This window comes from Limosilactobacillus alvi (assembly GCF_016900115.1).
Lineage (GTDB): Bacteria > Bacillota > Bacilli > Lactobacillales > Lactobacillaceae > Limosilactobacillus > Limosilactobacillus alvi.
In genome coordinates, this window is the sequence record NZ_JACJJQ010000022.1 from 1 (window position 1) to 12,539 (window position 12,539).

Annotated in this window: 12 protein-coding genes and 4 tRNA genes; 15 read left to right on the forward strand and 1 reads right to left on the reverse strand. The window is 40.5% G+C overall.

Annotated elements, in window-relative coordinates:
* Positions 1-540 precede the first annotated feature (540 nt).
* Positions 541-906, reverse strand: coding sequence for a PaaI family thioesterase (locus H5993_RS05610; RefSeq protein ID WP_204776567.1), 366 nt, complete (start codon positions 904-906; stop codon positions 541-543).
* A 32-nt stretch (positions 907-938) separates the two neighbouring features.
* Here H5993_RS05610 and menB point away from each other — a divergent pair, with 32 nt between their 5' ends.
* The 15 genes from menB to nadE all read left to right on the forward strand — a co-directional run bounded on the left by menB (position 939) and on the right by nadE (position 12,344).
* Complete coding sequence (menB, locus tag H5993_RS05615) at positions 939-1,760, forward strand: 1,4-dihydroxy-2-naphthoyl-CoA synthase (protein ID WP_180871468.1); 822 nt, start codon at positions 939-941, stop codon at positions 1,758-1,760.
* Positions 1,761-1,765: 5 nt separating this feature from the next.
* On the forward strand, positions 1,766-3,181 hold the full coding sequence (locus tag H5993_RS05620; protein WP_204776568.1) for an o-succinylbenzoate--CoA ligase: 1,416 nt from the start codon (positions 1,766-1,768) through the stop codon (positions 3,179-3,181).
* 371 nt (positions 3,182-3,552) lie between these two features.
* Positions 3,553-5,052 (forward strand): peptide MFS transporter, encoded by a 1,500-nt coding sequence (locus H5993_RS05625; RefSeq protein WP_204776569.1) that lies wholly within the window; start codon positions 3,553-3,555, stop codon positions 5,050-5,052.
* An 87-nt stretch (positions 5,053-5,139) separates the two neighbouring features.
* Positions 5,140-5,589 carry a DUF3290 domain-containing protein gene (locus tag H5993_RS05630; RefSeq protein ID WP_204776570.1) on the forward strand — a complete coding sequence of 150 codons (450 nt, stop codon included), beginning with the start codon at positions 5,140-5,142 and terminating at the stop codon, positions 5,587-5,589.
* Positions 5,589-6,230, forward strand: a complete 642-nt coding sequence (locus tag H5993_RS05635) for a DUF421 domain-containing protein (RefSeq protein ID WP_204776571.1) — start codon at positions 5,589-5,591, stop codon at positions 6,228-6,230. Before H5993_RS05630 ends, H5993_RS05635 begins: the two co-directional genes overlap by 1 nt.
* Before the next feature lie 2 nt (positions 6,231-6,232).
* The gene (locus H5993_RS05640; protein WP_204776572.1) at positions 6,233-7,069 is read left to right on the forward strand and encodes a metallophosphoesterase; all 837 of its coding nucleotides are present in this window, start codon (positions 6,233-6,235) and stop codon (positions 7,067-7,069) included.
* An 85-nt stretch (positions 7,070-7,154) separates the two neighbouring features.
* Positions 7,155-7,237: transfer RNA gene (locus tag H5993_RS05645), tRNA-Tyr, on the forward strand.
* 9 nt (positions 7,238-7,246) lie between these two features.
* Positions 7,247-7,318 (forward strand) — tRNA-Gln (locus H5993_RS05650).
* A gap of 143 nt (positions 7,319-7,461) precedes the next feature.
* Positions 7,462-7,544: transfer RNA gene (locus tag H5993_RS05655), tRNA-Tyr, on the forward strand.
* Between the two features lie 9 nt (positions 7,545-7,553).
* Positions 7,554-7,625, forward strand: a tRNA-Gln gene (locus H5993_RS05660).
* Between the two features lie 54 nt (positions 7,626-7,679).
* Complete coding sequence (locus H5993_RS05665) at positions 7,680-8,345, forward strand: hypothetical protein (RefSeq protein ID WP_204776573.1); 666 nt, start codon at positions 7,680-7,682, stop codon at positions 8,343-8,345.
* A gap of 48 nt (positions 8,346-8,393) precedes the next feature.
* The gene (locus H5993_RS05670) at positions 8,394-9,101 is read left to right on the forward strand and encodes an aspartate/glutamate racemase family protein (protein WP_204776575.1); all 708 of its coding nucleotides are present in this window, start codon (positions 8,394-8,396) and stop codon (positions 9,099-9,101) included.
* A 223-nt stretch (positions 9,102-9,324) separates the two neighbouring features.
* Positions 9,325-10,026 carry a GntR family transcriptional regulator gene (locus tag H5993_RS05675; RefSeq protein WP_204776576.1) on the forward strand — a complete coding sequence of 234 codons (702 nt, stop codon included), beginning with the start codon at positions 9,325-9,327 and terminating at the stop codon, positions 10,024-10,026.
* Between the two features lie 19 nt (positions 10,027-10,045).
* Complete coding sequence (locus H5993_RS05680) at positions 10,046-11,527, forward strand: nicotinate phosphoribosyltransferase (RefSeq protein WP_204776577.1); 1,482 nt, start codon at positions 10,046-10,048, stop codon at positions 11,525-11,527.
* Positions 11,520-12,344 (forward strand): NAD(+) synthase, encoded by an 825-nt coding sequence (gene nadE / locus H5993_RS05685; RefSeq protein ID WP_204776578.1) that lies wholly within the window; start codon positions 11,520-11,522, stop codon positions 12,342-12,344. Before H5993_RS05680 ends, nadE begins: the two co-directional genes overlap by 8 nt.
* Positions 12,345-12,539 lie beyond the last annotated feature (195 nt).

Genomic DNA, 12,539 nt, shown 5'->3' on the forward strand with positions numbered 1-12,539 from the left:
ATACATAAAATCCCCTAAATCAAAAAAATTGGTACTGCTAGGATTTTACTCCTATCAGTACCAAATATTGTAGACCCATTTTATGTATAAAAGATGATTACTGGCAAATTTAGTCATAACCATCCGTTAAGGTTGTCGACCAATTTCTAAACGCTCTTCATTTTGTTTCAGAACTTTTTTTAATTGAAAACTACTCCTGCCAGTTATTTTTATAAAAAGCGAACCCCCTAACTGAGATTTAATGTCTTCAGTATAGGGAGTTCGCCACGTAATTAATGCACGGGTCATGATTCACCGCTTATTTTTTCTTGGAAGAAAGCACAAAACAACTTCAAGGCACATTCCGATTGACATCATTTCCATCGCAATTGTCATCTTACTGCTAAACGTTAGTCCTAAAACGATTAGCCACCAAATAAGTCGGATAATATTTGTTGCTATTGTCATCATTGGATCTTCTTTCCATTTTTAGGTATACCTCATAATTTGACTGTAAAGCAAATTTTTTATTTTGTAAAGGGTTAAAATTGAAGGGGCTTGTTAGGATTTGTTAATGGCGCTGAGGGTTACGGTACTAATACTTGTAATTTGGTGGTTATTCCTGATTTTTACTTCCCAAGTTTGGAGATGTTTTCCAATGTGAATTGGTATGGCGGTTGCAATTAACGTTCCATTAGTGACGGCGCCAAGATGGTGAGTGGTGATATCAACACCAACAGCAATTTGATTACTTGCAAGATTTTCATTGGCCCCAAGGGAAGCGGCGGTTTCAGCAAGAACAGCATTGATGCCGCCATGTACAAATCCGAGTGGTTGGAGTATCTTTTTAGTGACTGGAAGTGATACGATAGTATTTGTTTTTGAGAGCTTTTGAATTTCAATTCCTAGGTTTTCAAGTAAATTCAATTTTAGGACCTCACTTTGAAAGGAGTTTAAAAATGGCAGACGTAAAGTGGGAAAAGGTAAAGGATTTTTCAGAAATTATCTTCGAGCGAGCTGGTAAAATTGCCAAGATTACGATGAATCGGCCAGAAAAATTAAATGCATTCACACCGGTGACGGTTGCTGAAATGATTGAAGCATTTACGATTTGTCGGGATGACCGTTCAATTGGAGTAATTATCTTAACTGGAGCTGGAGATAAGGCCTTTTCATCTGGCGGTGACCAATCAGTACGAGGAAACGGGGGCTATGTTGGTCCCGACCATATTGCACGCTTAAATGTATTGGATCTCCAACACCTTATTCGTATTATACCAAAGCCGGTAATTGCGATGGTTAAGGGTTGGTCAGTTGGGGGCGGTAATATCCTCCAGCTTGTGTGTGATCTAACAGTCGCTGCTGATAACGCAAAATTTGGTCAAACTGGCCCAAAGGTTGGGTCATTTGATGCTGGATATGGTTCAGGTTATTTAGCGCGGGTAATTGGCCACAAACGGGCTAAGGAAGTCTGGTTCTTAAATCACTTCTACACAGCTGAAGAAGCTCTTCAAATGAATTGGATTAATCGGGTTGTTCCGCTTGATCAAGTAGAAAATGCAACTTTGGAATGGGCTAACGAAATCTTACAAAAGTCTCCAACTGCCATTCGGTTAATTAAAGCCGCAATGAACGCTGATACTGACGGTTTGGCCGGTCTGCAACAATTGGGTGGCGATGCCACAATGTTGTTCTACACTACTGATGAAGGTAAAGAGGGCAGGGATGCCTTTAATGAAAAACGGAAGCCTGACTTTGGTCAATTTCCAACTTTCCCATAAAAATAATGAAAACACAAAATTGGTTAATCAAACAGGCCGAGTTAAATCCGCATCGAATTGCCGTAAGCGATGGTCAAATAAGTTATGATTTCGCAACTCTTCTCGAAAAAATTAAGGTTGATGCTAGTCATTTGGTAAATTTAACTGCACAAGAGCGAGTTGGCTTGATGACGAGAAATAACATCCAAGGTTACCGGTTGGCGCTTGCTCTAATATCAATTGGAAAAACAATTGTATGGTTAAACTGGCGCTTATCAACACAAGAATTAAGGTTGCAAGTTGATGATAGTGATTTAGACTTGGTGATCGTGGATGACGTTTTAATGCGCGAAGATTTTGACCACCGTTACCAATCATTTACAAATGTTTTAAAACGTCCTTCAGCTAAAGCAAATTTAATTGCTGAATTTAATTTTGATAAAGTGGCAAGTATTATGTATACGTCAGGGACTACGGGGCGTCCCAAAGGAGTCCTACAAACCTTTGGTAACCATTATACTTCAGCAATTGCGTCTAGCCTTAATCTCGGTTTGGTAGAAAATGAAGAGTGGTTATGTGTTACCCCATTATTTCATATTAGTGGCTTTTCGATTTTAATGCGTGGTTTAGTTTATGGGATGACAGTGCGTTTAATGACGCATTTTGAGCCACAAGCCGTTGAAAATGTTTTGGTAACTGAACCAGTTACAATAATTTCAGCGGTGCCCTACATGTTAAAAAGAATGTTAGCCCAACGGCGGCAGAGTAAACGAACCTATAATAATCATTTTCGGTTGATTCTCCTTGGTGGGGGGACGATTGATCTTGCAACACTAAAGGCTTGCCAAAATGCCAAGTTACAAGTTGTCCAATGTTATGGGATGACAGAAACTTGTTCGCAAGTAATTGCTTTAAGTGCTAAAGATGCTGAAGAACAAATTGGCTCTGTCGGGAAACCATTATTTACGACGCAACTTAAGATTATGCCAAAAACTAATGAAATTGCGATTAAAACGCCAGCGCTAACGCCGGGCTATTTAAATCAACCGCAAAAGTTTGCAACGAAGTTTAAGGATGGGTGGTTCCTTACTGGGGATGTTGGTCATCTAAATGAAGCAGGCTTTCTTTTTATTGCGGGCCGGAAAGACGAAATGATCATTTCTGGGGGTGAAAATATCTTTCCCCAAGAAGTTGAAGCCGTCTTACAACAGTACCCTGGGGTTGAAGAAGTTGCAGTAGTTGGTAAACCAGATTCAATCTGGGGTCAAACACCAGTCGCTTTCGTTGTTGGTAACGTTGATCCTGAAGGTTTGATTCGATTTGGAAGGGAACAATTAGCCCACTATAAAGTTCCAAAAGAGATATATGGGGTAAAGCAATTACCCCGGAATGCAAGCGGTAAGTTACAACGTTTCAAATTACAAGCAAAATTTAAAAAGTGAGATGGTAAGAAATTTTTTAACCGGTTCTGTAAGATAAGGAAAACCGAGAAGAGAAGATTGTCTTTCAGCATTTTTTAATTATTTTATGCCAGTCGACTTATAAAATTAAATCTAATATTTAAACTGACTTTATGAAACAAAGGAATGAGAAATTTTCAGTTCATAATGAGAAGTATAAATAAATTTTGAAACAAAATAGGATGATTGATCCTAATGATATCAAGGCGTAAAACGTTTTTTAAATTTGACGATTTCTATTTCTGAGAGTATAATTAATTACACTTTTATTAAAAAACGATGATGACTTTAACACAATATTTCTCATCTCTTTCATTAAAAGCAATGAATATATCCAATTTGGAGGAAAATTAATGGAGAAACAAAAATCGATGGATGCATCATTCTTCGGTCAACCCCGGGGACTATCGACGCTGTTTTTCACCGAAATGTGGGAACGGTTTAGTTACTACGGGATGCGGGCCATCTTACTCTTCTATATGTACTATGCTGTAAGCCAAGGTGGTCTTGGCATGGATCAGGCTACTGCAGCTTCGATCATGTCAATTTACGGTTCCCTTGTTTATCTATCAGGGGTTGTTGGTGGTTGGCTTTCTGATCGGGTCTGGGGTGCTCGAAAGACGGTCTTCATTGGTGGGGTTTTAATCATGTTTGGACACATTGCCCTTTCCCTACCATTTGGTTTACCAGCTCTTTATGCTTCGATTGCCTTAATCGTTGCTGGGACGGGGCTCTTGAAGCCAAACGTCTCTGATATGGTTGGGAGCCTTTATGATGAAGGTGATAAACGCCGGGATGCCGGATTCAGTATGTTCGTCTTTGGGATTAACTTAGGGGCGGCAGTTGCTCCATGGGCGGTTCCGTGGGCTGCTAATGGTTTTGGCTTCCACTTATTCGGTTCGACGATGAATTTCCATGCCGGCTTCTCCTTGGCTGCCATTGGGATGTTCTTTGGTTTGATCCAATACTGGCTTGATGGTAAAAAGTACCTTTCAAAGGACAGTCTTTATCCAAATGACCCAATTGATCGGGAAGGTCTAAAGCCAATTATAACTTGGACGATTGTTGGAGTAATTGTTTTAGCTGTTGTCTTAGGGCTACTTGCAGCGATGGGCCAATTAAACATCACCAACGTTATTAACATCATTACGATCATTGCGATTGCTTTACCAATCATTTACTTTATTATGATGTTAAACTCTAAGAAAGTTACGAAGGTTGAACGTTCCCGGGTAATTGCTTATATTCCACTATTTATTGCAGCCGCAATTTTCTGGGGAATTGAAGAATCTGGCTCGGTTGTCTTAGCACTATTTGCGGAACAACGGACGGTCTTACACATTGGGGGTTGGCATTTTGCAGCGGCTAACTTCCAGACTTTGAATCCCTTGTTCATCATGATCTTAACCCCATTCTTCGTTTGGCTATGGTCAAAGTGGAAACATCAACCAAGTGCGCCAGGGAAGTTTGCGGCTGGGATGGTTATTGCCGGGCTTTCTTACATGTGGATGGCCTTACCGGGAATTATTCATGGAACAACCGCTGGTCGAGTTAGTCCATTTTGGTTAGTTGGTTCCTGGTTCATTGTTGAAATTGCCGAAATGTTAATTTCACCAATTGGACTTTCAGTGACGACTAAGTTAGCACCGAAGGCTTTCCAATCCCAAATGATGAGTATGTGGTTCTTGGCTGACTCTGCTGGTCAAGCCGTCAATGCTCAAATTGTTAAATACTACTCATCCGCAACAGAAATCCCATACTTCTTAATTATTGGGACCGTTAGTGTAGTCTTCGGGGTGATCATGTTCTTCATGGTTAAGAAGATTCACAACCTGATGGGCGGAATTGACTAATAAAATTCAATATTGAATAATGAAGAGGATGGGGAAACCCTTCCTCTTTTTTAGTAAGCAGTTTTAAATTTGAAAATGGAGCGTTGGATGGATTTTTACACTTTTCATTATCTTGAAACCAATCAACAGAACCAACAATTAGTATTAACAATTTTAATTCTTTTCGCTTTTTTAGCGGTGGTTGGCTTTATGGTTGGTTACCTTAAGAATCGGATGAAAACAAGATATCGTGACTTAGGAATTATTGCCCTGCTTTGCTTGTTATTGTTGACGGGGATCGAAGGAGAAAAATTTATGACGCTAAACGATCAAGTGGCGCGCACCACGCAAATGATACCTTTCATTCGGTCAGTAGCCTTAGATGAAGGAGTTAAGCCTAATCAAATTTTAGTTAATTCGACGACTATCGTAAATGGCATGATCGTCAGGGTAAGACCACAAAAGGAAAATTATCAAGTTACTTTTAGCAGTGACAATAAAACTTATACTTTGAAAAAAGTTCACGTAATTAACCACCAAGTTGAGGTGAAAGATTAATGCAATTAGATTATTGGCAATTGTTTGTTAAATTTGGGCTCGGGTTATTAACGTTGATTGTCCAAATTAATCTCTTTGGCAAGAGTAATTTAGCGCCAACAACTGCTCTGGACCAACTGCAAAACTATGTTCTTGGGGGAATTGTTGGGGGAGTAATTTATAATCCGGCAATTAGTATTTTGCAATTTCTAATAGTTTTAATTCTTTGGACCCTAGTGGTTTTTATTATCAAATTTTTGCGGGATCATAATCGTAAAGTTAAACGGTTAATTGATGGGCGTCCAGTTCAGGTTGTAAAAAACGGCCAAGTAATTGTGGAAAATTGTATGCAGGCTGGAATATCAGCTAATGATTTAATGTTCAGATTGCGGATGCAAGGGGTTTTCTCAGTTTCAAAGATTAAAAACTGTCTATTTGAACAAAATGGCCAGTTAACGGTAATTGAAAATGATGATCAAAACATTCGCTTTCCATTGATTAGTGATGGACAAGTTAATGAAGATGTCTTAGAGTTGATCCACCATGATCATCCTTGGCTAAAAAAACAGCTTGATGAAGGGGGCTTTGAGTCGGTTAGTCAGGTGTTTTTGGGGGAATTTTTAGATGGTAAACTGATTTTGACAAGTTATGAGGGAAAATGATTATGCGGATTGCGATTAGTAGTGATAACCATCTTGATGTAAATCAAATTGACCCTCATTGGGCGGTTAATCAACAGGCTGATTGGTTAGTAAGTCACCGAATTGATCAATATTATCATTTAGGTGATCTCTTTAATAATTTTCAAAGAACACAAGCTTACGTTCACGAACTCCAACAGCGGGTAGGGGGACTTATAAAAATTCGTTATTTAGCAGGGAACCACGATTTAATTAGTGGAATTAGAGAAGAATCGCTTGAAAAGTTAGCGGATCCGCTGTATTTCCATAATTCTTACTTTGATGTTCCACAAACTAACTGGCGTTTGATTGGTATTAATGGATGGTATGACTATACGTTTTCACCCTACCAGGTTGACCAAGTGAAGGTGGCTCATTGGAAAAGAGTTTACTGGATCGATGGGGGGATCCCCCAACGAGAAACGGATCAAGCTCGCTTAGCGCGCCAAATAAATGATCTTGATGAACAACTCCAAGCAGCAAGTCAAGACAAGAAAAAGGTGATTTTATTAACTCATTTTGTTCCAACAGTCGAGTTAGTACCACCAATGCCATCTCAGTTTAACCGCGCTCGTCAAATTGAATTTTGGAATATGCTTTGGGCGATGTTAGGGAGCCAACGATTTGGCGAAAAGCTAGCTACTTCAGCGATCGTGAAACGAGTTGTTTTTGGGCACCTCCATGGTCAACCACCAGTGCTGAAAGTTGGTGGAGCAAATTATTATAATGCAGCTGTTGGGGTAAAACGGCGCTATCGTGAATGGCAAATGCCAACTTTTATGGCTCAGTGGGAGAAACGATTAATTGTTTGGGAACTTTAATTTTTTTACAATTAGGTCTTGCAATCAACCGGTAGTTTGTGTAATATAATATTCGTTGATTGTTCAGAGGAAGCAATTGATTTCCGGAGGAGTAGCGAAGTCTGGTTAAACGCGACGGTCTGTAAAACCGTTCCTTCGGGTTCGGTGGTTCGAATCCACTCTCCTCCATCTCATTATTGGGCTATAGCCAAGCGGTAAGGCAACGGTTTTTGGTACCGTCATGCGCTGGTTCGAATCCAGCTAGCCCAACTGTTAAAGTCGTCACTTTGGTGGCGATTTTTTTATTTAATTAACAAAATTCTCCAAAAAGTTTAAAATTAATACTTGCAATTAGCAGTTAAATTGTGTATTATAATATACGTTGATTGTTTAATTGAAACGGTTAACCTCTTGGAGGAGTAGCGAAGTCTGGTTAAACGCGACGGTCTGTAAAACCGTTCCTTCGGGTTCGGTGGTTCGAATCCACTCTCCTCCATTTTATTATTGGGCTATAGCCAAGCGGTAAGGCAACGGTTTTTGGTACCGTCATGCGCTGGTTCGAATCCAGCTAGCCCAACTGTTAAAGTCGTCACTTCGGTGGCGGCTTTTTTGCATCAAAGGGGAAATTAAGATGGTAAAACAAGGGCAATATGCAAAAGCAAGCAAACTGGTTCACCAACGGGATAATTTTAAGAGTAAAAGGCAGAGCCAAAGTCGGGTAATTGATAGCGAACAAGCAGCTGATTTTCTTTTGGTGCGGTACGCTTTAACAACAAAGCATTCTTTACCAAAGGAATTTCGGGAGACCAACCAGCGTTTCTTACAGGAGTTAACGCCAGGAATTTTAGCGAACGGGGAAGTTGGTCAAGCTTTGCAGTCGGTCATTGTAAACGCAAGTAGTCGGGTACCATGGCAATTTTGGGCCCAAGTAAGTTTGACTTGGCCAATGATGGCAAAGTTTTTAAAACGTGAAGTTCCAGCAATTCCGTTGGCTAACCGGGTATATTTAAAACATCTTCCAAACTTAAGTGAATTGAACCATCTTTTGGCGCTTCAATTTGCTCATCAAGTTGCTACTTTAACCTTGTTAAAGGGACAGCAAAGTCATCAAAGCCAGCAACTAGCCCAGCAATTAGTTAGCCAATTGGAACAAGATGGTCAACTAAAGTGGGCGACAATTCAAGCACTATTCGCACCATTTACTTTTCCAATTAACCAGGCCCCTGATGAAGCGACTCTCAGTTGGTTAAGACAATTAGTAACTTTTGACCCGGTAAGTTATCGGCTACCAAAATAAAAATGTGTTATTATTAGCAAGTGATTCTTTATGGAATGGGGTAATAGAATGAAACATTTTTTCACAGTTTTAGGCGGAATGGGAACGTTGGCCACTGAGAGTTATGTTCGGATTTTGGATCAACGGACGCCAACTCATTCCGATCAAGATTATTATGATTACATTGTTGTTAACCATGCGACCGTTCCGGATCGGACGACTTGGATTCTTGATCACACCAAGGCTGATCCTCGGCCAGCACTGATCGAAGATATTAAGCAACAAAGTCTGTTAAAGCCTGACTTTTTTGTTTTAATTTGTAACACAGCGCACTATTTCTTTGATGAATTACAAGCAGCCACTGAAATTCCAATCTTAAATATGATTGATGAGACGGTAAAGGAAATTTCCCGGATCAAGCCGTCCGCAAAGAAGGTTGGTTTACTGGCAACCCCGGGCACAATTGAATCAGGCTTATACGATGGTTACCTTGAAAAGGCGGGGTATGAGGTTATTAGACCAACTCAAGCAATAATTGATGAAACTGAATCGTTAATCTACGATGATATTAAGATTGCTGGTCATTCAGACGGTCAGAAGTATCATCATTTAGTTCAAACAATGGTGGAAGATATGGGAGCCGACATTGTGGTGCTTGGATGCACGGAACTTTCTTATGCCGAAGAGATGAATCCTGAAACTGAGTATCCGGTTGCTGATTCCCAGTCAATTATTGTTGATCGCACAATTGATTTGGCGAAAAAGCAAAAGCAGTAAGCTCAGGAGCGCGGTCGTGCTACTTGACCATAATTTTATGTAAAATTCAGAGTGGGTGGGGAAATGCAATTTTCTTTCCACCCGCTTTTTTGCTCTCAAAGTAAAGGTAATTTTCTCATAACTTTTAAATAATTTTGTCCAACCAAAAAAATTGGTAGCCCAATTGTTGAAGTGTTAAAATATTACGTAATACATGGATGTAGAGACGAGAGGAGCGGACAAAATGGGATCACCGGTATATATTCAAATTCATAATGAATTACGGGAAAATATCGAAGCGGGAAAATGGCAAATTGGTGAAAAGATTCCAGCAGAACGAGAACTAGCTGCTCAATTTGGGGTTAGTCGAATGACTTTGCGCCAAGCAATTCAAACTTTAGTTGACGATGGAATCCTTGAACGACGCGTGGGAGCCGGAACTTACGTTGCCAACCGTAAAGTACAAGAGAAGATGGCGGGGGTAACGAGTTTTACAGAATTGATGCATACGTTAGGGAAAGAACCATCTAGTAAGACGATTTCTTATCATTTGACTTTTCCTTCTCAAAACGAAACCGAAACTTTACAATTAAAGCCAAATGAACGGGTCCTGCGGATGGAGCGAATTCGTTATGGTAATGATGTTCCAATTTGCTATGAAGCAGCCACGGTCCCGGCAAACCTAATTGAGGGTTTTACTAAGGAAGAAATTACGACTTCTTTCTTTAAAACTTTGGCCGATAAGGCCCATCTCTACCCAGGTCATGCGACCCAAGCGGTTTCAGCAATTAGCGCAACGGAGCGAATTGCTGAATACCTTGGGATTCGCCGGGGTGATGCATTACTACGAATGAATCAAGTTTCTTACTTGCAAGATGGGCGACCATTTGAATATGTTCACTCACAGTATGTTGGAAACCGCTTTGAATTTATCCTGGAAAAATAAAAAGGGAGCTTTTTAAATTATGAAATACTTAAATCCCGATGACAGTTTAACCTTGCATACGGATGCTTATGAACTGACGATGATGCAGACATATTGGCAACAGGGGATCGGCGACCGAAAAGCGGTTTTTGAAGCATTTTTCCGCAAGATGCCATTTAAGAATGGCTATGCTGTCTTTGCCGGACTAAGCCGGATTATTGAGTATTTAAAGCAACTTCACTTCACGCCAAGTGATATTGCTTATCTCAGGTCAACGGGGATGTTTGATCAGGACTTTTTAGATTATTTGGCTAATTTTAAGTTCCAAGGAAACGTCCGCAGTGTGGTTGAAGGGGAATTAGTCTTTAATCACGAACCAATTGTTCAGGTCGAAGGAAATTTACTTGAGACGACTTTAGTTGAAACGGCAATCTTAAATATTATTAATTTTCAAATTATGATTGCAACAAAGGCTTCCCGAATTAAGTCAGTGGTCGGTGATCAACTAATTATGGAATTTGGGACCCGACGAGCGCAAGAATTTGATGCTGCCCTCTGGGGAACCCGGGCAGCTTATATCGGGGGCTTTGACGCAACTAGTAATGTACGGGCTGGAAAACTCTTTGGCATTCCAATTTCGGGAACTCATGCGCACGCTTTAGTTCAAACATACCGGGATGAATACCAGGCTTTCAAAGCTTATGCTGAAACGCACCGGGATTGCGTCTTCCTAGTTGATACCTTTGATACCCTTAAAAGTGGGGTCCCAACGGCAATCCGAGTTGCCAAGGAATTTGGTGACCGGATTAACTTCCAAGGGGTTCGGATTGATAGCGGTGACATGGCGTACCTTTCAAAGAAAATTCGGCAAATGCTTGATGATGCTGGCTTCCCAAACGCTAAGATCTATGCTTCAAATGATTTAGATGAAAAAACCATCCAAAATCTCAAGATGCAAGGGGCTAAAATTGATGCTTGGGGAATTGGAACCAAATTAATTACTTCTTATGATCAACCAACCCTTGGGGCAGTTTATAAACTAGTTTCTGTTGAAAATGAAAATGGTGAAATGGTTGATACAATGAAACTTTCAAATAATATCACGAAGGTTTCAACTCCTGGTAAGCACCAAGTTTGGCGGATTACTGACCGGAGTGATGGAAAGAGTGAAGGGGATTATGTGACATTGTTCGATGAGGATCCACGACAACTGGATTCCTTATACATGTTTGATCCTCAATTTACCTTCTTGCATAAGACGGTTAAGGACTTCGTTGCCCGACCACTCTTACAAAATATTTTTGTGAATGGTGAATTAGTTTATGATGAACCAAGTTTGGATGAGATTAAGCATGCTCATAAAGAACGGCTAGACCGGCTGTGGGAAGAATATAAACGGGATTTAAATCCAGAAGTTTACCCGGTTGATCTTTCACAAAAATGTTATGACAATAAGATGGCTTTGATTGCCAGAATTCACGATTATGTAGACAAGCTTGGGAAGGAAAGCAAAAATGACTAAACAAAGTGAAATTATTGCTACTTTGGGAGTAAAGCCTCAAATTGATCCACAAACTGAAATTGATCAACGAGTTAAGTTTATTCAAGATTATTTGTTAAAAACCGGTATGAAAACTTTGATCTTGGGAATTTCCGGTGGTCAAGATTCATCGTTAGCAGGACGGCTTTCGCAACTCGCGGTGGAGGGCTTGCGAGAGAAAACGGGGGATAGTAATTATCGTTTCATCGCCGTCCGGTTACCATATGGTGAGCAAGCGGATGAAGCGGACGCCATGAGTGCAATTAATGATTTTATCCGTCCTGATCAAACAGATCGCGTAAATATTAAACCAGCGACTGACGCGATGATGACGGCGTTAGCAACCGCTGGTGAGACAATTTCTGATTTTAACAAGGGTAACATTAAGGCCCGGGAACGGATGATTGTCCAGTATGCCATTGCGAGTGCTCATCACGGTGCGGTTGTTGGAACTGATCACGCTGCAGAAGCAGTAACTGGTTTTTATACTAAGTTTGGGGATGGTGGGGCTGACTTAACTCCCTTGACTGGTTTGGATAAGCGACAAGGTCGAGCATTGCTTGAAAGGTTAAATGCTCCTGCTCATCTGTACGAAAAGACCCCAACGGCTGATTTGGAAGAAGATCGTCCCGCTTTACCCGATGAACAGGCCTTGGGGGTAACTTACCAAAATATTGATGACTATTTGGAAGGAAAGTTAGTTGACCAAGCAGTGGCCGAAAAGATTGAAGCTTGGTATCAACGTACCGGCCATAAACGTCATCTTCCAGTTACACCAAGTGATGATTGGTGGAAGTAAAAAGGTTTTCCCATGTTTGAGGCGGGGCTAAGAATAAAACGCGCGTTAAGCTCTACACTTATCCAAAGTACAGCAGAGCCGGATTGCGCTAGATATAATTTGGAATTGTGTAGCTATTAAAGCATATCGCCTAAGTTTTAGATAGTCTTAGGGCGGTCAGCTTAACTTGGGGATGAATTTTTGGAAGCTAGATTA